We start from the raw sequence: 21,869 nt of genomic DNA, 5'->3' as shown, positions 1-21,869 counted from the left end.
ATAAACACTGCCACAATAGTTTGGCGAAAATTACTGACTGTTGCAAAAGCTACCTGAGGAAAAGTGTTAAAAGATATGTCTGAATGTATAAAGTTGTTTAAAAATATCTTCTGTGTACAGCGAATTGGTATAACTTATGTTAATAACAGTGTTCTTATAACGTCGTCATGCCATTATGTGAATGAAAAACTTGATTATTGATAGCCTTTAATTACACACTAAGTAAAAAGTAGCGCTAGGTACCTTATGCAAACAGTCATGCAAGATGCGACTCTACAAATTGAACCTCAAGGGTTTTCAAAACAAAATCAGCAGTTTTGGATGTTACAGCTTAGCGGTTGGATAGGCTATGCTATTGTGGTTTTTATCGCTATTATTCGGCCGCAATTTGATGATCCGCACTTTAATTTATCAGGGCAGATATTAAACTTAGGTATCGAAATTCTCAGTGGTTTCGTACTGAGTTATGTCTCCTGGCTTGTTATCCAAAGAACAGTACATCTTCCTTTAAAGAAAACCCTAACCATTAGTTTTGGCACGGCAGCGTTACTAGGCATTATTTATAACGTGATAAAACTCGCTTCTTATAAAACGGTGGTATACCACCAAGTGTGGTATGAAAAATGGAATATGCTTGAATTTGGTGGCTGGTTTTTATTTTCACTTTCTACGATGTTTATTTGGACGGCAATATTTTTCATTATGCTGTACAACAATAAGCTACAAAAAGAGCATGAAATGTTGTTACGCGCACAAACCTCAGCAAAAGAGTCACAATTACAAATGTTACGCTATCAGCTAAACCCGCATTTTATGTTTAATACCATGAATGCTATTTCTACGTTGATATACAAAAAAGATAACGATACCGCAGGTGAAATGTTAGATAAACTTTGCACTTTCTTTCGGTACTCTCTTGATCAAAAAACGCAAGTAGAAAGTACTTTAGTAAAAGAGGTTGAATTATTGGCATTATATCTTTCGATTGAAAAAGTACGCTTTGGTGAGCGCTTAAGCGTGATTTTTGATGTTGATAACGGTGCAAACTGTGCCAGAGTACCCGCTTTATTTTTGCAACCGATTGTTGAGAACGCGATAAAGTATGGAATAGAAAGTCAGAAAAAACATGGCATAATTACCATTAATGCAAAAGCAGCAGATGACAAACTTATTGTCAGTGTTGAAGATCAAGGTTGTGGTGATACGCGTGAAGCAACCCCTGGCTTTGGTATCGGTTTACCGAATACAAAAGAGCGATTAGCGACAATGTTTAATGAAGAAAGCCAAATTTCAATTAAACAAAGCTCTGCAGGGACGAGTGTAAAAATTGTCATGCCCTTTCAAAAAGTAACTGTAAATGACGAATAAGAAAATTACTGCAGTCATCGTTGATGATGAGCCCTTGGCGATAGAAGGGTTGAAATTACGTTTAGAAGCGATTGAAGATATCAACGTCATTGGTGAGGCAACCGATGGGGATGAAGCGATAAAGCTGTGTCAACGTTGCCAACCTGACGTACTGTTTATTGACTTGAAGCTTCCAGGCATTAATGGATTAGAAGTTGTACAACTTATACAAGCCGATATTATGCCACTTGTAGTGTTTGTAAGTGCTTACAGTGAGTATGCGCTTGATGCTTTTGAACTAAATGCGATTGATTACATTTTAAAGCCTGCCAATGTAGGTAGGCTGAAAAAAACAGTAGAACGGATCCGTGAGCGCCTTACGCCGCAACAGCGTGACCTAGAGAAATTTAGACTATTAAAGGCGCTAGGTGAAAGTTCAGGTTTACAAATTACAGAGCTAGAAGAGTGGCTTGAAGCTGGTAATCAGAAATTGCCTTATCATTATCGACAAGAGTTAGTGATTAAAAATGATAAAAACGAAAAAGTGTTTGTGCCTGTAAAGAATATTCGGTGGATAGACGCTGCTGGTGATTACATGTGTATTCATACTTCTCAGGAAAATTTTATTGTACGCATTACCATGAAAAAGCTTGAGAATGAATTAGACAGCAATATGTTTCAACGCATTCATAAATCCACGTTAGTTAACATTAACTGTGTAAAAAGTATTCAAACCCTCAAGAATAATGAAAGCCTACTAGACTTGGGTGATGAGGTGAAATTAAAAGTAAGTCGCAACTTTAGTGAGGCTGTGAATAATATTATTAACGCGAGGGCTAAGCAGTAATACTAAGCAATACCCACCATTAAAATAGATAGAATTCATTTATGGCAGAAGATAATGAGTAAACGTTAGGCTTTTCTCGTTAAGTTTTAGTTTGTCGGAGTAGTTGTTAGTTGGTACTGGTAAATGTCGCCTTCAACGGGTCTGAGTTTCACCCATAAGATAACTTTTTCGTCAGGGATCACGGCATATTGGTGGATAAAGTTATCGGGTAGCGCCATTAATAAAGTTGCCTGTTTATCGGTGATTGAGTACTGCCAAATACCAGAGTTTGCACGATAAAAATAAATATCATCGTCAATGAGTTGCCAGTTTAACCAATTTAATAAACTAAAATCTTTGATCAGCAGTTGTTCTTCTTGGCTATCAATACTTTTTGACCACAAGCCATCGAGAGAATATTTACTGAAGTAGAGTGTATTATTTAAAACACGGCCACTATAACCACCACTGTGTGTCATTTGCCGATGCTCTTTATTAATACGATCAAATAGCCATAGTTGCCACTGGCCTGACTTATTACTGCTATAAATAATCTTGTCTGTTTGATTTGCGTAATAATTGCTGACATAGCTATTGTGTTGCTTGGTAAATAATTGGCTTATTGATTTTTTATTAAGGTCTATTTCATAGCTAGCGCCTAAATTAGTTAATAAAATATTGTCGCCATCAGGCGATAACTCGTAGCGAGTAAACTGCAACTCAAAGGGAAGTTCAATATCGAGCAATGTTGGTTCGTTGTTTTCTATTTGCCAAAAATGGTGGTTTTTGTAACGTGTTGATAATATTAACTCATTACCGTTTGCGCTTCTTGGTAGCAACTCTACTCCGGCACTTTGTTGCCAAATGTGTTGAGTGTTATCATCAATGTTGTAGCGCATTATGTCGCTAGTGACTTGTTTACTGCTGAGTAATAAATAGTGATTTTGATCTATAGTAGCAACAGCTAATGAATTTATGTCGATTTCGAGCTGTTTGATTACGTTAAGTTCTTGAGTATCGAGTAAGTAATGATAAAGCGTTGATCTATCTGCCAGAATGATGCTGTTAGTTTGCGGCGACCAAGCTAAGCTTGTTATTCGTTTATTGATCGTGTGTTTTTCTTCTGATGAATCAGTGTGATGCACAATTAATTCAGTTTGATTTTCATTTAAATATCTTAGTATTGCCAATTGTTGAGTATCAGGATTATGAGCAAAATTAAAATCACCTTTTAGATTGTTGTTACTTTTTGGATTACTAACCTGCATTAATCTATGTGTTGCTACATCGTAATTAAAAATTTGATAAGGATGAGATTTACTTAATCGCTTATTAAAATAAAAGTGCGAGCTGTCTTTCCATGCCAATTTACTGGGTACGTCATCACAATTAAAAAGGTGTTCAACTTTCTGGTTTTCTATATTAAAAACATTAAATGAGCATGTCAGATCATTTTTTTGAGCAAAAAGAACGGCATCACCTTTAGCGTTTATTGCCGCCCGTGCATTGTTAAGAATTGCTTGCTTTTTATGAGTATTGGTATCGTATATATAAACCTGTTGAGGGTCATCTTCCGCTTGGTGATGAAAGAGAATTTTATTACCGGTGGCTGTTGTAGAAATATCATATTCCCACCCTTTTAAACCTATTAAAGGGTCGTTGAGCAAGGTGGTAACCAAAGCGCTTTGTTGTTGATATTTAGGATAGAAAAACCAGCTTAATAACGCGATTATTATACTAGCAAGAATAGTTATCACTAATGTTGATGGTAGTAACGTTTTGTTTATCTGATTTTTTTCAGATGGCTGGCGGTCATCGCTGATAGCATTATTAATGCTGTGGTACCTTGTGTTTTCAATTAGTTCGGTTTGAGCGACTAGACGATAACCCTGAGTTGGTACCGTTTCAATAACACTTTCTGTGGTGAGCGCTAAAAAATGATTTCTTAATAATGAAACCGTACGATTGATCGCACCATCACCTACTACGCGATTATTCCACACAAGAGCGATTAATTGATCTCGGGTAACTATCTCACCAGGTGCATCTAATAACGTAGTGAGTAAAGTAAACACCTTTGGTTCTAATTTTCGGCTGCCATTTACGTGTGAAAGTGTACGTTGTTTAGCGTCAAAGATAACGTCAGCAATTCTAACCTTCATTCTCTATCATCTTGAAATAACGATATATTTTTAAACATAACATAAAAGTAATAAAAACATAAGCAACTTATGTGTTGTTGTTTTTTCTTCAATGGTTAGCTATGGGCAACATTAACGAGGAGAAAAACAATGCAATCTAAATTTGTATTACCACTCAGTATAATTTTCATTAGCTTAATAATGATTGGCTGTAATGGAACCAACAATGATAATGACCCTTTACCACCAACTGATAATAATGGGGTCGTTAAATCATCGATTAATGGGCGAGATTATTACTTATCACCGCCTAATGAGGGGATAGAGCCAAATAAAGCCTATAAATTACTGTTAGCATTTCATGGTTCAGGTGGTAGTGCTAAGGGTATGCAAGCAATGACCAAGTTGGCAACATTTTCCAAAGATTATATTGTTGTATATCCGCAATCAAAAGTTGAAGAATGGAACGAAGGTTGTGACTGTAATAAACCACATCGCTTGGGTATTAATGATCTGGCTTTTGTCGAAGATGTTGTCACTGATGTGAAACAAAAATTTAATATTATTAACGAAGAATTATATGCCGTTGGTTATTCTCAAGGTGGCTTGTTTACGCAAAATTTAATGTGTAACAGTAACCTACAGTTTAAAGGCCTCGTTTCTGTTGCTTCACCTATGTCAGAGCAATTATCATTATCGTGCCAGGTTCAACATTCTACTAATTACATGATGGTTCATGGAACGGCTGACAAAACGCTGCCATATCAAGGTTTAGTACATAGTAATTTTGGACTTATCGGAAGTGAACTAGCAATCGATTTGATTGCTAAGCAGAATGGTATTGATACAGAGAGAGAAATCGTTGAGCAAGAGGGTATTCAAGAACACGTATACCAGAATGACACCAATATTAATAAACTGGTCGCTATACAGTCAGGACAACATTCATGGCAGTTCAGCGATTTTGATACTTCGATTGAAGTGATTGATTTTTTTGATTCAGTCAGTGACAAACAGTTAGATAGTTTTTCAAGCGTATATCGTGTTGAGCAATCACAGCAAGAAGAATTAGTTCATGTACGTAGCATGGGATTAGAACATACCGGTCCCGCCGTTATTTTACTGTCAGGGTTTAATAAAAATTATCATAGTGACAGTGCGTGGTTTGCATTATTGCAACCATTAATTGCTAAAACACATCGAGTGCACGTTATCGAGCGTTTTGGTAATGGTTTTAGTAGTGATATAGCACAACCTTCTTATTCGTCATTTGTTGGTGCGCTGGATAAAACGTTGCTCGCGTTAAATGAAGAGCGCATTGTGATGTTGAGCTTTTCTAGCAGTAATATTCTTGCTCACTTGTGGCAACAAATGCCGGATAAAACCAGCCAAAGCGAGCTAATGGGAATGTTATGGGTAGATCCAGATATTTTACTGCCACATTCAATCAGCTTTTATCAGGATTGGCCTGTCACTTGGTATCGTGGCTTGGGTGATGAATTGCTCAACTATATTAGTGCAGGAAAAATGACGGCGAGTTCAGCAGACAAGCTCAGTAAAGAAAGGCTGACGGTTGAGACATTGATACCCGCGAAGTACAGTGAGCTAATGGATTGGCAATATTTTGATTTAATTAGCCAAAATCGTTTAAAGATTAATAAACAAATAACACGAGCGAAAGAAATTATGAATTACCATGATGATCTTGAGCTGGTTAGACAAAGCAATATATCAACAGCTGTTCCTATTAGTGTTATTGATACTGACTTTGAACAAAATGAAATTGATAATGCTGAACCTGAGTATATTGATGGCCTAATAAAATGGCAAAGTGAAGGTAGTCAATGGAGTCAGCAGTTGAGTGAACAATCATTAGGGCAATATATTCCTCTCACTAATAGTGACCACATGGCGGTGTTTCAGCGCCCAGATGAAATTGTAAATGCGATAAATTTTTTAATCCAATAAAAGCAGTTTGATTATATTGATGTCAACTTCGCACTCTGCTCGATGTTAAGGAGCATCGGGCAAGTTTAGCGCTCACTTGTCACCGGCTCCTTTTATTATTGTATTTTTCAGTTTCAGTAATTAAGCATTCTTTTGGACTATTTTGTAGAAACTGCGAGTTTTGATGGGTCGTCAGTTTTTATAAATACGCCTTTGTATACATTTTCGCCACTTTCATTAATTGAAAAGTTACCGAAAGAAAAGTTAGAGTCAAAATCACCGAATGATTCAAGTTGTTTTTTATTTGATTTATTTTCAAAAATAAAGGTTACAGCGCAAACTTTACCTGCACATGAATACTTTTCATTATAATGAGTAAAATCTAGCGAGTTAGTCAAGTAGTGCTGAATTTTCATTTCACGCTCGAATGCTTGTTTAGACTCCTTTATAGAGTCCAATTTTTCCACAAGCAATGAAAAGTCATTATTTATTAATGATTTAAATATAGCTTTCTGTTGAACTACTTCAGAATCATCTAAATAAACCGAATCCACTGTAATGTTTGACCTGAACTTTTCCTGATTAAGAAACTTTTTATAAGACTTATCACCCTCGTGGGCATCTGTTTCTGCTACAGTATTTTTGACAAGCGTTTCTTTTTTTTGTGTAGCTTTTTTCTCTTTCAGTGAAGGATGTTTCGAAGGATTCAATAAATCAGGGGGAGTACTTGATTTTAACGCTGGTGTGTCAGTGCTGATATTATTCTCGTTAGCAATAGTTACATCATTATTGACTTTTTGACTGTAATAATAAAAAGTACCAATAAATAAAATTACAAGACATATAAATATAGCTGTATACGATCCTTTATACATTAATGAATCTCCTTAAAATAAGGGAGTAAAACAATCTCTCCCTGAAATGCTAAACTATTAATCTATAACACAATGTAGTCGACCACCTTCAGTGCATGACATGTAAACCATATCACCTTCTATTTCTACGACCATACTTCCACTAGAACATTTACATGTTTGAGCCATAGCGATCGTATTAGCAGAAAAAAGTAGTATTGATATTGCTAGAAATGTTTTTTTCATAATTTATCCTTAAATTTATAAAAAACAAAAAAACGTATATAAAAATAAAAACTTTGTCAAGGACATTTGACAAAGTTTTTATTTTTATATACGCGAGCTAATTAAGTTTTGAGAAATTAGAATATTTTGAATTAATTAGCCAAAATCGTTTGAATATTAATAAGCAGCTAACGCGCGCTAAAGAGATTATGAATTACCATGATGGTCTTGAGCTGGTTAGACAAAGCAATATGTCAACAGCTGTTCCTATTAGTGTTATTGATACTGACTTTGAACAAAATGAAATTGATAATGCTGAACCTGAGTATATTGATGGCCTAATAAAATAGCAAAGTGAAGGTAGTCAATGGAGTCAGCAGTTGAGTGAACAATCATTAGGGCAATATATTCCTCTCACTAATAGTGATCATATGGCGGTGTTTCAGCGCCCAGATGAAATTGTAAATGCGATACATTTTTTAACGCAATAACATCAGTTTGATTATATTGATGTCAACTTCGCACTATGGTCGTAGTACTCTTTATAAGTAGAATTGAAAAATTTGAAAAAGACGGAATTCTCTAGCAAAATATTGAATTCCGTCTGTGGCATTCAGCCTCAGTTAATTTTAGGGACGTTACGTTACTCACTACTTTAATATTGATGAGGGATAATCATGAAAATAAACACGATTTTGTTCGCTCTAGTTACGTCATTGCCTTTCACCGCGCTAGGTGAACTTGTTGATAAAAATGGTAATGTACTTTCACAGCCTGATTTAGCAAAACTTTCTAACATTATGGGCGTGTCGATGATGAGCACTAAAAGTGACATCGATAACATGATCGCCACTAAAGGTAAAAACTGGCAATGTCAGCGATTGGATATACCTAAAAATACAAGGGGACACTCAACTACCTTTGCTCGTTGGGAAAGAACATGTACTTATCAGAACCCATCTAACCTTATGCAATCACAGAGATTTGTCGTTAAAGCTGTTGGTAATACGATTTATCATCTATCGTTTGAAGATCGCGTATTCGATGTGGTTAGTCTTGATGAGTGGCAAAAGCAACCTGCCCAGCTCAAAGCCGCTTATGGTGCAAGTATTGATCAAGCTCAGGTAGAAGTATTGAAAACACAAGACACTTCATCGAAGATGGCATATAAAGAAATTGATTCAGGGTTGAAAGTGTCAAGAAAAAACTATTGTTTCGGTAGACCGTTTAATGTTGTTGCATCTACCAATGTGATTAAGCAAACGAATGTTACCACAGCACAGTTTATCGCTGAGTTTGCTGGCTATAATGCCCATTGCCCTGAAAAATTTCGAAAAAGAAATAAAAGGTAAATAAGATAAGAAAAGAGTGAAAAAGGGTCGGTAACCTGCTCCTCTTATTTGTTTAATATGCTTACGCCAAGTCGTTGTCGTTGGAAATGACTTTACTTTACCAGCACTGGTGTTAGGTCATATAAGACGTTTTTTATTCTATATAACGCCTTGTTTATTAGAGCGTGTTGATCTTTCATGTTTACTTTTGCCGCAATTTGTTTGGTATTTATACAAGGCAACACTTGCGCCGTGTAGTTATTCTACTCCAGTCAAGGGTTAACACAGTAGAAATGCCAAACAGATACAGCCGGAAGGGTTCAACTAAACGCCTCCTGCTCTTTGTTACTTGAATTAACCATAGAATGACTATGCAATAATCCAAGTGCCGCGATCAGAAGGCGTTTAATTTGAACAAAACTTAAACAGCAAAGTTCAACACGCTCTAAAATTATCAATTACAACATCACCTTCATTGGCTGCCTTTGCAGCCTTGTTTGAAATTTTTGCCTTAAGGGAGTGTTACAGCTCTCTGTGGTCGCCGTGTTTACGCTTTCAATGACTAGGATACTTCCATTTTTGATAAGCGTATTTCATCTTAACCGATTAATTCCTTTTGATTAATATTACGCTGTTCAATACATGTTGTAATACTGTCCCATGTTGTCGTAAAAATATCTCCTTTCATCGCAACAACCTAATTAACTCGCAAATTAATCCCATGATAGCGCATTTCTATTGTGGCTATTTCTTGCCTATTCCACTATTAGTGTTGATTAGTGCGTACTAATCAACAGCCTAAATTAGCAAAGTCATGTGACTGCAAGATAAATAAAAACAAAGTCACTAAATTGGTGGGGGAGACGTTCGGTTTACTATGCTAAATAGATACACGAATGAAAAGCCTGCTTTGTCTAACGTGGAAATGACAATATGATTACAACGATAAGAACATTAAAAACATTGCTTGCAAGTACAGCTGCAGCAGCCTTAATAGGTTGCGGTGGTGGTGCAGAAACAAGCACCACTTCAACCAGTGTTGAACCGACACAACCCGTTTCAGATTGGGAAATGGTCTGGAATGATGAATTTGATACTGGTGCCATTGATAGTCAAAAGTGGAACCATGAAGTTAACTGTGTTGGTGGTGGTAATAACGAGAAGCAATGTTATACCGACAATCCAGAAAACTCTTACATTGAAGACGGTATTTTACATATCGTCGCTTTACCTGCTGAAGAAAGTGCTGACTTACCATATACATCAGCACGGTTAAATACTAAGTATAAAGGTGATTTTAAATACGGTCGTTTTGAAGTTCGAGCAAAGCTACCGAGCGGGCAAGGTAGTTGGCCAGCGTTTTGGATGTTACCCACAGATGAATTTTATGGTGGTTGGCCAAAATCCGGTGAAATAGACATTATGGAAGCGGTTAATTTAAAAGTAACTAATGCTGATGGTGAAGTAGAAAACAATGTGCATGGCACACTTCATTATGGTAAAGATTGGCCAGACAATAGCTCTAGCGGTAGGGCGTATCAATTACCTGCGGGTGTAAATCCTGCTGATGACTTTCATACCTATGCGATAGAATGGCAAGAAGGTGAAATTCGTTGGTATGTTGATGATTACTTATATCAAACACAGCGACGTTCAACGGTAAGGTATAATAGTAAAGATGAGCCAGTTGGTTTATCTCATCGGGGTTGGTTTACTGAGTTTTTTGATCAAGGTAGTGGTGAGTTAACAACACATTGGGATAATTCGCCGTTTGATCAAGAATTTCACTTATTACTCAACTTAGCTGTTGGTGGTGATTGGCCAGAGAATGTCAATAATTTAGGTATTGATGCGTCAGCGTTTGCGGATGGTCAACATTTTGAGATTGATTATGTACGTGTGTTTCAATGTCAACAAAACCCAGACACTGGCAAAGGTTGTGAAACGGTTCGTGGTGGTTATGACAGTTTAGATGATGCACTTGAGGAGGGTGAGGCGCCAATTCCGTCGCCGCCTTCTACAGGAGTACCGCAAAATTTAACTATTTTTGATGGCACTGCGAATGTAAATTGGCCCGCATGGGATTGCTGTGGTGGTTCAACACCTATGATTGTTGAAGATGCTGATCAAGGTGATGTGATGGAATTTATGGTAGGGGCAACACCAACAGTAAATGGCTTTACTTCACGTGAAGAATTTATTACCGATCCTGCTGGTAAACCATCACCCTTTGATGCCAGCCCTATTGTAGAAAACGGCACACTTAGCTTTATGATGAAAGCCGTATCATTACCAAATACTGCTGATGCACCTTGGTTGTTGAAAGTTGAAAGCCAAGGCGCTAGTACTGCTGCTGAAATTTCTCTTTCAGAAAGTGAAGAAGGCGTAGCACCTGCTGCAGGACAATGGCAAACGTATACCTTTTCGTTAAAAACACTTGCTGATGCTGGCCTAGATGTAAGTGCAATTGATGTTGTTATGATTTTTCCTGCCTGGGGAAGTGGCGAAGGAGCGGTGTACCGTGTCTCAAATTTAACTATCGGTGCAGAAATCTCAGCGCCATCATTCACAGTGTTTAGTGATGAAGCAAAAGCAAGTTGGCCGTTATGGGATTGCTGCGGTGGTTCAACGCCTTTGGTCGTGATTGATGAAGATGATGCTCATGGTGCTGTCGCTGAATTTTCTATCGGTGCTACGCCGACCGTAATGGGTTTTGCGTCGCGTGCTGAGTTTATAACGACACCTGATGTTGAACCTGAACCGTTTGATGCCAGTGCTATTTTATCTAACGGCGTTATTCAATTTGATATGAAAGTGACTTCTGCACCAAATGTAGCTGATGCTGCGTGGATTTTCAAAGTAGAAAGTGATAACGCATCAACTGCGGCAGAAGTCGAATTATCTACCAGCGTTGAAGGTGTGGTACCTACAACAGGTCAATGGCAAACATATACTTTTAACTTGGCGGACTTAGCCAATGCAGGGTTAGATGTTAGCGCAATTGATGTGTTGATGATTTTTCCTGCCTGGGGGAGTGGTGAAGGCGCGATATATCGTGTCGATAATGTGAAAATGTACGATCCTAATGCGACATCTGGCTTTAGTGGCCATGTACTTTTCGCTGATCAAGCTTTAGAGCAGTGGTCAATTTGGGACTGCTGTGGCGGTACAACACCAACCGTTGAAAATGATGATACTGAACATGGCTTAACGGCAGAATTTGTTATTGGTTCAACACCGACTGTTATGGGCATTATGGCTGACGACGATGTGTACTTAGATGCGTCAAGTTTGTTGCTAAACGGTGTGGTGCAATTTGAAATGAAAGTAGAGTCCGCGCCTAACGATAGTAGCGCGGCGTGGCTGTTTAAAATAGAAGCAGGAGATACTACAACGGCTGTTGAACTTGAACTGACAGCAAGCCAAGAGGGTGTCGCACCCGTTGTTGGTCAATGGCAAACCTATACGTTTTCACTTCAAGATTTATTCGATGCAGGGCTTGATATTAGTCAAATTGACGTGATCATGGTTTTCCCTGCATGGGGCAGTGGTGAAGGTGCAGTATATCGTTTGGATAATGTCATGATTTATGACCCTAGCAGTGTCCCGCAAGCACAAACACAAACAATATCATTGACATCAAATTCGCTTTATTACCGTGCAACAAATGAACATGATTTGTTGCCTTCATTTACCTTTGAGTTACTTGACGTTATTAGCGCAACCCCAGTTGTTTTCGCTAATCACACAATGTTGTTATCGCTAGATCTAGCGATAACAACAAGTGATAAGCAGCACTTGCAACGAGCTGTAAAAACGTCGTAACGCTTGGACATTAACGATTTGATTGTTTAAGCATAATCAAATCAATAAAAATTATTGAATAAGTAGGTAAAAATGAACATTACAAATTTTACAAAGTCACCAATCGCACTTGCACTAACCGCTATGTTAACGACAACAACTAGTCCAATAGTGTTCGCGCAAGATGCTGCTTCAAAAAGCAATGAAGTAGAAATTATTGAAGTTAAAGGTATTAAAGGCAGCTTAACACGTGCAATGAATGTTAAACGTGATATGTCGGGCGTTGTGGACGCTATTTCAGCAGAAGAAATGGGTAAATTTCCAGACACTAATTTAGCCGAATCATTACAACGTATAACGGGGGTATCTGTTAGTCGAAGTAATGGTGAAGGTAGTCAAATTACGGTACGGGGTTTTGGTCCTGACTTTAACTTGATCACCTTAAATGGTCGTCAAATGCCGGGTACGGGTAATACTCGTTCTTATAGTTTAGAAAACCTTGCCTCAGACGGTGTGTCAGCACTTGAAGTTTACAAAACAGCACGGGCTGAAAATCCCAGTGGTGGTTTAGGTGCAACGGTAAATATTGTCACCCGTAAGCCGTTGGCAAGTCCTGGAGAGCGTTATAGTCTTTCAGCGAAAGCAATTCACGATAGTTCAAACGAAGAAGGCAGTGATGTTACACCAGAATTTTCAGCCTTATATTCCAATACGTTTTTAGATGACACATTAGGGGTCGCATTTTCCTTTACACATCATGAACGTGACTTTCAAAAACAACTGGCTAACATTCAAGGGTGGCAAGCAAATGTTGCATTACCAACAAATTTAGATGACGACAAGGTGGTCGATCCACGTGCGATTGATGATGAAGGAAATCGCATTGGAAATCACTTCTTTCCGCGCGATATGAACTACGGTATTGAAAACGTAGAACGCGATAGAACCAACAGTCATGTCGTTGTGCAATATATGCCAATCGATGTATTGATTGTCTCTTTAGATTATACACGCACCGAAGCGACAACGGGTACTAACTCAATCGGCTGGGGGTTATGGAATGATTACGGCGGTAATATTAATGCTTACGAAATTGATGACAACGGTACCGTTGTCTATGCCGACATTAGCGGTAATGATGGCTCTTATACCGCATCACGAGGCACCACTGATGTAGAAGAGGAGTCAATTGGGGTAAATTTTGATTGGCAAATCACTGACACGCTCAATTTGGTGCTTGATTACCATGACTCATCTAGCGATATAGATAATGGCGGTGATGAAGGGTTAGGTAGTTTTGGCTCCCTAGTGTTGGGCTCAGATCAGTTAACCACGAAAACCTATGATTATCGCAATGGTGATATCCCGCTTGCACAAATCTATTGGAATAACGGTACAACAGAACTCGCGCCAGGTGAAATAGATTCACACTTTAGCCAATTTATCCATGCGCCAGGTAAGTCTGAAATTGAACAAGTGCAGTTACATGGTACATGGGAAAATGACGTATTTGATATTCCACTCGTACAAGTGAAATTTGGTGGCGCGTATACCGATCAAACCATGGGTGGCTCTAATGCATGGAGTGGATTGATTGGAGGCTTCTTGTTTAACCCATCTTGGCCTGAAATGTTTCCTGATGGCATGTTTGTACGCAATAGCACGGATAACTTTCTGGATGCGTTTAGTAGTGGCGGCGCTAATTTAACGCCTAACTATTATTACACCTTTGATTTTGACGAAGTGGTTGCTCGCTCAGAAGCATTCCTAACCAATGAAGTGCTTGGTGGCGATGATTACTTTGCCACGACTGCTTACCATGATATGGGTACGATTACTCAAGGCTCGGTAAAAGAAGAAACCCAAAGTATTTATTTACAGTCTCAATGGGAATTTGATGTTGCTGAATTTCCGGTACAAGTAAATATTGGCGTTCGTTATGAAGAAACCGAAGTGACTAGCCATGTGTTACAGCCTGTACCAACCACTGTCTGGTGGAAGGGAGGGAGTGAATGGCATACGCAATACCTACCGGGCGATTCAAATTTTTTAGAGCAAACTGGTGAACATGATGTGTTCTTACCTATGATCGATGTAAAAGTTGATTTGACTGACGAACTAGTCGGTCGTGTGTCATGGGGTAAAACCATTACACGCGCACCTTTAGGCGATTTAGCCGGCGGTAGAAGTTTATCTGGCAGTCCAAAAATTGGCTCGCGAAATGGTGGCGAAGGAAATACCAATTTAATGCCATTTGAGTCAACTAACTTTGATCTAAGCCTTGAGTATTATTACGGTGAGGCCAGTTATGCCTCTGTGGGTTACTTCCGTAAAGAGGTGGAAAACTTTATTGGTAGCCAAATCGTCTCAACAACCATTGAAGGTTTTCACGACATTTATTTAGGCCCACGCTGGAATCAAGCGGTAGCTGATATTGAATCGCGTGGCGAGCAAGCAACGAATGACGCTATTTTTGCTGAAATACAAGCCAATGGTTCGCCATTAAATGACCAAGGTTATTTAACACCTTCATCAGAGGATCCGCTAATTTCTTGGGATATTCGTCGACCTTTTAATGCGCCTGATACGAAAACGGTAGATGGCGTTGAACTTGCTTTCCAGCATTTATTTGGTGAAAGCGGCTTTGGCTTGGGCATCAATGGCACAATTGTCGATGGTGATGTTGAGTTTGACGTGAATAGTTTAGCCCAGCAAACCCCGTTAACAGGTCTAAGCGATTCGGCAAATTTTCAGGCTTTCTACGAGAAACATGGCTTGTCTGTTAAAGCAACGTATGCTTGGCGAGACGAGTACTTAATTGGTGTTGGGCAAAATGAAGGCTCTTCCGATAACCCTCCACAGTTTGCAAAAGCTTTTGGCCAATGGGACTTAAGCGTCAATTATGACATCGATGAGCAAACAACCGTCTTTTTTGAAGGCATTAATATTAATAACGAAACGGAACAAGGTTTTGGCCGTTATGAAGAGCAGTTCTTATTTGCTCGTCAGTATGGCCCTCGTTATGTAGTCGGTGTTCGATATAGCTTTCAATAGGGGGGTGGTTGTTCGGTGGAGGGCCTCCGCCGAACTTTTTTATTGTACGAGAAGTCCTCGTGAATTTTTGAAAATTCTTTGATAACAACAGATGAAGGAGTGCTTTATGGCTGAGTTTTCGGTATCAGCAAAGCCTGTAACAGAGCAATTACCACCACAAGATACGAGTAACAACACTTGGGCATTGTGTTCTCTTACTACATTATTTTTTATGTGGGGTTTTATAACTTGTTTAAATGATATTTTAATTCCTTATTTAAAGGGCGCATTTGAACTGTCTTACACTCAAGCTATGCTGATCCAGTTTTGCTTTTTTAGTGCCTATTTCATTGTGTCGATTCCTGCGGGAAATTTAGTGGCAAGAATTGGTTATCAAAAAGGGATTGTTACCGGATTAAGTATAGCTGCATGTGGTTGTTTATTATTTTATCCCGCAGCGTCAATGGAAGTGTATTTATTATTTTTAATTGCGTTGTTTGTGTTGGCCGCAGGGATCACTATATTACAAGTATCAGCAAATCCTTTTGTTAGCGTATTAGGGCCGGTTAAAACCGCACCGTCGCGGTTAACCATGACCCAAGCGTTTAATTCGTTAGGCACGACATTAGCCCCATTTTTTGGCGCATACCTTATTTTTTCTGGCGCAGAGATAACCCCAGAGTCTGGATCTTCTGCTGTACAGTTGCCTTACTTATTACTTGCGGCTGCGTTGCTTTTACTGGCGGGAATTTTTGCAAAATTAACTTTGCCGAATTTAGGAACGGTTAAACAAAACACTGCAAATTATGCTGATGCCCTTAAATTTTCGCACCTCAAACTAGGTGCCATTGCTATTTTCCTTTATGTCGGTGCTGAAGTGGCGATTGGCAGTTTTCTTGTGAGTTATTTAAACGATCCAACTATTGCTGGTTTAACGGAAGCTGAAGCCTCGCGTTTAATTGCCTATTACTGGGGTGGCGCCATGATTGGCCGCTTTGTTGGTGCCATTGTGATGCAACACATTAGCGCGGGTAAAGTACTTGCCTTTAATGCTGTTGCTGCCATTGTACTCTTATTGTTAACTATTTTTTCTTCTGGAGACATCGCAAAATGGTCAGTGCTGGCCATTGGGCTGTTTAATTCCATTATGTTTCCAACCATTTTTAGTCTTGCTATTAGCGGATTAGGACAGCATGCAAGCCGAGGTTCTGGCGTGTTATGTCTCGCTATTGTTGGAGGCGCCATTGTACCGTTACTGCAAGGAGTGATGGCTGATGCTATAGGTTTACAGTTAGCATTCTTCTTACCATTGCTTTGTTATATCTACATTGCTTTTTATGGTGTTAAGGGCTCAGTGCCTACTCAAGTTGAAGGAGTTAAGGAATAATGATGAATGTGTTATTAAAATCTTGTGTGGCGCTGTCATGCATTAGTTTGCTTGGTGCTTGCCAACAAGCGTATAAAACTGAGCAACAACAATATGTTGATAAAGGTAAAGCTGCTGAAGTTTGGCCTGAAATTGTTTCTGACGTTAAACAAAACCCTATTATAGAAAAAAAAGTTGAAGCACTATTGTCAAAAATGACGCTCGAACAAAAAGTCGCGCAAATGATCCAGCCGGAAATAAGAGATATCAGTGTTGAAGATATGCGTCGTTATGGCTTTGGTTCATATTTAAATGGTGGTGGCTCTTTTCCCAATAATGAAAAACACTCAACTCCGCAAGATTGGATCGTATTAGCAGAAAAAATGTACCAAGCATCGATTGATGACAGCATTGATGGAATTGCTATTCCAACAATGTGGGGTACTGATGCCGTACATGGGCACAACAACGTAATAGGCGCGACGTTATTTCCTCATAATATCGGCTTGGGTGCAGCGAATAACCCTGCATTGATCGAGAAAATTGCACAAATAACCGCGACTGAAGTGATGGTAACAGGGATTGATTGGGTATTTGCGCCTACCGTAGCAACGGTGAGGGATGATCGATGGGGAAGAACTTATGAAGGCTACTCTGAAGATCCTGATATCGTTAAAAAATACGCATATGCCATTGTTAAAGGGCTGCAAGGTCATGCTGGAAAAGATTTCTTAGGTGATGATCGCGTGATCAGTACGGTTAAGCATTTTATTGGTGATGGTGGTACGGTTGGTGGTGATGATCAAGGTAATAATATTGCCACTGAACAAGAGCTGTTTGATATTCATGGCCAAGGCTATGTTGGTGGCCTTACGGCTGGTGCTCAATCAGTCATGGCGTCATTCAACAGCTGGCATGGGAAAAAACTGCATGGTCATAAATACTTACTCACCAATGTGTTAAAAGAGCAAATGGGCTTCGATGGTTTTGTGGTTGGAGATTGGAATGGCCATGGCCAAATTGAAGGCTGTACCAATGATAATTGCCCTCAAGCGGTTAATGCTGGCTTAGATATTTATATGGTGCCTACCGATGCTTGGAAGCCGTTATTGGAAAACACCATTAAACAAGTTAAAGAAGGTGTGATAGCGCATTCAAGAGTTGATGATGCGGTACGTAGAATTTTGCGGGTAAAATTTAGAGCGGGTTTATTTGATAAACCTAGTCCTAAAAATCGTTTATTTTCTGGTAAAACAGCATTAATTGGTCAGCAGTCACATCGCCTTGTTGCTCAGCAAGCAGTAAGAGAGTCATTGGTACTACTTAAAAATAAAGGCAATATTTTACCACTTAAACCTAGCCAACATATTTTAGTTGCAGGCGATGGCGCAGATAACATAGGTAAGCAATCAGGTGGTTGGACGATCACTTGGCAAGGAACAAACAACACCAATGAAGATTTTCCCGGCGGAAGTTCGATTTATCAAGGAATTAAATCGCAGGTAACAAAAGCCGGTGGAAGCGTTGAGCTAAATGTGCAAGGTGAATTTAGTCAAAAGCCGGATGTTGCCGTTGTTGTTTTCGGCGAAGAACCTTATGCAGAAGGACATGGCGATCGTTCAAATTTAGACTATCAGCGCGGCATAAAAAGTGATTTAGCGTTACTGAAAAAGCTAAAAGCACAAAATATTCCGGTCGTCTCTTTGTTTATTAGTGGGCGTCCGATGTGGGTAAATGCAGAGCTTAATGCAAGTGATGCTTTTGTCGCCGTATGGTTACCAGGCTCAGAAGGTAAAGCTGTTGCTGATGTGTTGCTCACCGACGATAAAGGACAAGTTCAGTATGATTTTAAGGGCAAGCTTTCGTTCTCTTGGCCGAAATCAGCTGATCAGCTAGTTAATCGTTTTGATGAGGATAACGAACCACTACTACCTTATGGATTTGGCTTACGCTATGGTGAAGAAAGCTTACTTTCAGATAACTTAAATGAACAATCGGCTAAGGTCAGCGCTGATCAAAGCTATGTTAATTTATTTAATGGACAAGTATCTAAGTTATGGCAATTAAACTTAATAGATGGTGATGATCAGAAAGTTATTAACTCTAGTACTGCGTCATTGACTCATGTTACCTACCGTACTATTGATCGTAACGTGCAAGAAGATGCTTTTACCTTAACGAGTAGCGACGCTACATCTGCAGGTCTTTCAATGACAACCGGTAATGGTTTTCGAGAAGATTTAACCGCCGCACATGAAGCCGGTAATTACCTTGTGATATCAATGCGCCGAAATAGCGGAGAGATAAAGAGCGCTAAGGTTCAATTAAGTTGTGAAAGCATTGGCGACGAGCGAGGTAGTTGCTCTGGCAACGTCAAGATCGATAAAACGCTTAATCATTTACCGTTAAATACATGGAAGAATATAGCTATTCCTTTAGAATGTTTTGCAGAACAAGGGGTTAAATTTAGCCAGATTGTTTCCCCTTTTGCTCTGTTAGTCGCTGGTAGTAATAGTCTATCAATTAGCAATATTGATTACCGTTCGATAAAAGAAACAGATCAAGCAGTTAGTTGTCAGTAATTGTTAATTAGGCGCTTTATGATAAAGCCATAAAGCGCTTCCTCCTTAAAACATTAACCCCTACAACTTGACTCTTCGATTTTACCTCATTTAAATAGGTTCATTCACACAACAAATGACAGCGTTGTCAATTGTGCTCAACGGTGATAATGTAAGCATAGGGCGACCTATTTTGTTTATCGTGTATTCAGCGCTATTCGACTTTAGTTGAGTATGCGAAACGATTTACATGCTATATGATGTTGCCACTTATAAAAAATACAATTGTTACTAATGGCGAAGGCGGTTAGTAGAAAGCAAGAATATCTCAAGTTATATTTACGAAGGACTTATCATGCAAGAACTAAAGAGTCGTTATCCTGTATCTGCCAGTGCCAAGGCACATACGCATATTGATACAGAAACCTACGAGAGAATGTATCAACAATCAATCGACCAACCAGATGAATTTTGGGCAGAGCAAGCTAATCAATTCCTTGATTGGTCAAAACCGTTTGATACGGTAAGCAAAGTTGACTTGAAATCGGGCGATATAACATGGTTTGAAGGTGGCAAGCTGAATGTCAGCTATAACTGTATCGATAGACACCTTGCCACAAAGGCAAATGATGTGGCGATTATATGGGAAGGGGATAACCCCGAAGAAGATTTAAAAGTTACCTATCAAGAATTGCATGATCATGTCTGTCGTTTTGCAAATTTATTAAAAGCACGCGGTGTCGAAAAAGGTGATCGTGTGTGCATTTATATGCCAATGATCCCTGAAGTTGGCTACGCAATGCTTGCTTGTGCACGCATTGGTGCTGTTCACTCTGTTGTGTTTGGTGGTTTTTCAACTGAATCTATTCGCGCTCGTATTGATGATGCTGATTGTAAAGTTGTGGTAACTGCAGATGAAAGCTTACGCGGTGGCCGTGTTATTCCATTAAAAGCTAATGTCGATGCAGCCATTGCAGATTGCCCTAACGTACATTCAGTCATTGTTGTTGAACGTACGGGCGGTGATGTTGCTTACAATGATGCAATTGATGTTAAGTATCAGGCTGCCGTAGCTGATCTAGCAGCAGTATGTGAGCCAGAAGAAATGGATGCCGAAGATCCGCTGTTTATTCTTTACACTTCGGGTTCAACAGGTACGCCAAAAGGGGTATTACATACCTGCGGCGGGTATTCATTGTACGCAGCAATGACACATAAATATGTGTTTGATTATAAAGATGGTGAAATTTATTGGTGTACAGCTGATGCTGGCTGGATCACTGGCCATTCATATATTTTCTACGGACCTTTAGCAAATGGTGCAACTACTCTTGTCTTTGAAGGTGTACCAACCTACCCAGATGCTGGAAGATTTTGGCAAGTATGTGAAAAACACAAGGTAAATATTTTTTATACCGCACCAACGGCAATTCGCGCCTTAATGAGTGTAGGTGATGATTATGTGACTAAATATGATTTATCTGATTTGCGTCTATTGGGCACCGTAGGTGAACCAATTAACCCAGAAGCTTGGCATTGGTATTATGAAGTGGTTGGAAAATCTAATTGTCCCATTGTTGACACCTGGTGGCAAACTGAAACTGGCGGGATATTGATCACTTCATTACCTGGCGCGGTTGATATGAAACCAGGTGCTGCAGGAAAACCATTCTTTGGTGTAAAACCTGCACTATTTGATAAAGACGGTAATACCCTTGAAGGTGAAAACCAAGGCTTATTAGTGATGACGGGCAGCTGGCCGGGGCAATTACGTAGTGTTTATGGCAATCATGAACGCTTCATTGATACCTATTTGAGTCAGTATCCAGGTAACTATTTTACCGGTGATGGTGCCAAACGTGATGAAGATGGCTTTTATTGGATAACAGGTCGTGTTGATGATGTTTTGAATGTTTCTGGGCACCGTTTAGGCACAGCAGAAATTGAAAGTGCATTAGTACTTCATCCTGCAGTAGCCGAAGCGGCGGTTGTTGGTTATCCACATGAAGTGAAAGGGCAAGGGGTATATGCCTATGTAACACTTATGGCCAGTGCTACTGAAACTCCTGAACTTAACAAAGAGCTTATTGAATTTGTTGCTAATGAGTTAGGTCGTTTTGCTAAACCAGATTATATTCAGTGGGCACCGGGTTTACCTAAAACCCGTTCCGGCAAAATTATGCGTCGTATCTTACGTAAAATTGCCGAAAATGATATTGGAACGTTAGGCGATACTTCAACATTGGCTGATCCAGCTGTTGTTGATAATCTAATAGATAATCGTATTGTTCATGGTTAATTGTGTATCGTATGAACTAAAGCGTCTTAAGGGCGCTTTTTTTTGCTTAAAATTAAGTTTGAAAATGAGAAATAGATTGCCAGATAAAAAATAACGTGTAAGAATATCATTACAAATTGAGTAAATAAAACTTTA

Annotated in this window: 12 protein-coding genes; 10 read left to right on the top strand and 2 right to left on the bottom strand. The window is 39.2% G+C overall.

Translation table 11 applies throughout. The annotated features are described in order from the left end of the window. Positions 1-246 precede the first annotated feature (246 nt). Both QUE72_RS15225 and QUE72_RS15220 read left to right on the top strand, forming a co-directional pair. On the top strand, positions 247-1,368 hold the full coding sequence (locus QUE72_RS15225) for a sensor histidine kinase (RefSeq protein ID WP_286269926.1): 1,122 nt from the start codon (positions 247-249) through the stop codon (positions 1,366-1,368). Further along, positions 1,358-2,194 carry a LytR/AlgR family response regulator transcription factor gene (locus QUE72_RS15220; protein ID WP_074496958.1) on the top strand — a complete coding sequence of 279 codons (837 nt, stop codon included), beginning with the start codon at positions 1,358-1,360 and terminating at the stop codon, positions 2,192-2,194. The genes QUE72_RS15225 and QUE72_RS15220 overlap by 11 nt, the downstream gene beginning before the upstream one ends. Positions 2,195-2,280: 86 nt before the next feature. Here the strand turns inward: QUE72_RS15220 and QUE72_RS15215 are convergent, their stop codons facing one another. Beyond that, positions 2,281-4,335 (bottom strand): winged helix-turn-helix domain-containing protein, encoded by a 2,055-nt coding sequence (locus QUE72_RS15215; protein WP_286269923.1) that lies wholly within the window; start codon positions 4,333-4,335, stop codon positions 2,281-2,283. Positions 4,336-4,464: 129 nt separating this feature from the next. Between QUE72_RS15215 and QUE72_RS15210 the strand changes: the two genes are divergently transcribed. Continuing rightward, positions 4,465-6,282, top strand: a complete 1,818-nt coding sequence (locus QUE72_RS15210) for an alpha/beta hydrolase (RefSeq protein ID WP_286269921.1) — start codon at positions 4,465-4,467, stop codon at positions 6,280-6,282. A 137-nt stretch (positions 6,283-6,419) separates the two neighbouring features. Here the strand turns inward: QUE72_RS15210 and QUE72_RS15205 are convergent, their stop codons facing one another. Continuing rightward, positions 6,420-7,136, bottom strand: a complete 717-nt coding sequence (locus QUE72_RS15205) for a hypothetical protein (protein ID WP_286269919.1) — start codon at positions 7,134-7,136, stop codon at positions 6,420-6,422. A 413-nt stretch (positions 7,137-7,549) separates the two neighbouring features. On the opposite strand from QUE72_RS15205, the gene QUE72_RS15200 reads away from it, so the two are divergent. From QUE72_RS15200 to acs, 7 genes are all read left to right on the top strand, one after another. Next, on the top strand, positions 7,550-7,690 hold the full coding sequence (locus tag QUE72_RS15200) for a hypothetical protein (protein WP_286269918.1): 141 nt from the start codon (positions 7,550-7,552) through the stop codon (positions 7,688-7,690). A gap of 327 nt (positions 7,691-8,017) precedes the next feature. Then, a complete protein-coding gene (locus tag QUE72_RS15195) occupies positions 8,018-8,692 on the top strand; it encodes a hypothetical protein (RefSeq protein WP_286269917.1) in 675 nt (224 codons plus the stop codon). Between the two features lie 912 nt (positions 8,693-9,604). Continuing rightward, the gene (locus tag QUE72_RS15190) at positions 9,605-12,496 is read left to right on the top strand and encodes a glycoside hydrolase family 16 protein (protein ID WP_286269916.1); all 2,892 of its coding nucleotides are present in this window, start codon (positions 9,605-9,607) and stop codon (positions 12,494-12,496) included. A gap of 72 nt (positions 12,497-12,568) precedes the next feature. After that, positions 12,569-15,529, top strand: a complete 2,961-nt coding sequence (locus tag QUE72_RS15185; RefSeq protein WP_286269915.1) for a TonB-dependent receptor — start codon at positions 12,569-12,571, stop codon at positions 15,527-15,529. 106 nt (positions 15,530-15,635) lie between these two features. After that, positions 15,636-16,895 (top strand): sugar MFS transporter, encoded by a 1,260-nt coding sequence (locus tag QUE72_RS15180; RefSeq protein WP_407704932.1) that lies wholly within the window; start codon positions 15,636-15,638, stop codon positions 16,893-16,895. Continuing rightward, complete coding sequence (locus QUE72_RS15175; protein ID WP_286269914.1) at positions 16,895-19,456, top strand: glycoside hydrolase family 3 protein; 2,562 nt, start codon at positions 16,895-16,897, stop codon at positions 19,454-19,456. The genes QUE72_RS15180 and QUE72_RS15175 overlap by 1 nt, the downstream gene beginning before the upstream one ends. Positions 19,457-19,790: 334 nt before the next feature. After that, positions 19,791-21,734, top strand: a complete 1,944-nt coding sequence (gene acs, locus QUE72_RS15170; RefSeq protein ID WP_286269913.1) for an acetate--CoA ligase — start codon at positions 19,791-19,793, stop codon at positions 21,732-21,734. Positions 21,735-21,869 lie beyond the last annotated feature (135 nt).

This window comes from Thalassotalea hakodatensis, from assembly GCF_030295995.1.
In the GTDB taxonomy this organism is placed as follows: Bacteria; Pseudomonadota; Gammaproteobacteria; order Enterobacterales; family Alteromonadaceae; genus Thalassotalea_C; species Thalassotalea_C hakodatensis.
This window is presented reverse-complemented; position numbering and strand designations above follow the sequence as displayed.

What these genes read in the sequence shown, in the direction of transcription:
- QUE72_RS15225 (WP_286269926.1), top strand. Translation starts at nt 247, where the DNA reads ATGCAAACAGTCATGCAAGATGCGACTCTACAAATTGAACCTCAAGGG.
- QUE72_RS15220 (WP_074496958.1), top strand. Translation starts at nt 1,358, where the DNA reads ATGACGAATAAGAAAATTACTGCAGTCATCGTTGATGATGAGCCCTTG.
- QUE72_RS15215 (WP_286269923.1), bottom strand. Translation starts at nt 4,335, where the DNA reads ATGAAGGTTAGAATTGCTGACGTTATCTTTGACGCTAAACAACGTACA.
- QUE72_RS15210 (WP_286269921.1), top strand. Translation starts at nt 4,465, where the DNA reads ATGCAATCTAAATTTGTATTACCACTCAGTATAATTTTCATTAGCTTA.
- QUE72_RS15205 (WP_286269919.1), bottom strand. Translation starts at nt 7,136, where the DNA reads ATGTATAAAGGATCGTATACAGCTATATTTATATGTCTTGTAATTTTA.
- QUE72_RS15200 (WP_286269918.1), top strand. Translation starts at nt 7,550, where the DNA reads ATGAATTACCATGATGGTCTTGAGCTGGTTAGACAAAGCAATATGTCA.
- QUE72_RS15195 (WP_286269917.1), top strand. Translation starts at nt 8,018, where the DNA reads ATGAAAATAAACACGATTTTGTTCGCTCTAGTTACGTCATTGCCTTTC.
- QUE72_RS15190 (WP_286269916.1), top strand. Translation starts at nt 9,605, where the DNA reads ATGATTACAACGATAAGAACATTAAAAACATTGCTTGCAAGTACAGCT.
- QUE72_RS15185 (WP_286269915.1), top strand. Translation starts at nt 12,569, where the DNA reads ATGAACATTACAAATTTTACAAAGTCACCAATCGCACTTGCACTAACC.
- QUE72_RS15180 (WP_407704932.1), top strand. Translation starts at nt 15,636, where the DNA reads ATGGCTGAGTTTTCGGTATCAGCAAAGCCTGTAACAGAGCAATTACCA.
- QUE72_RS15175 (WP_286269914.1), top strand. Translation starts at nt 16,895, where the DNA reads ATGATGAATGTGTTATTAAAATCTTGTGTGGCGCTGTCATGCATTAGT.
- acs (WP_286269913.1), top strand. Translation starts at nt 19,791, where the DNA reads ATGCAAGAACTAAAGAGTCGTTATCCTGTATCTGCCAGTGCCAAGGCA.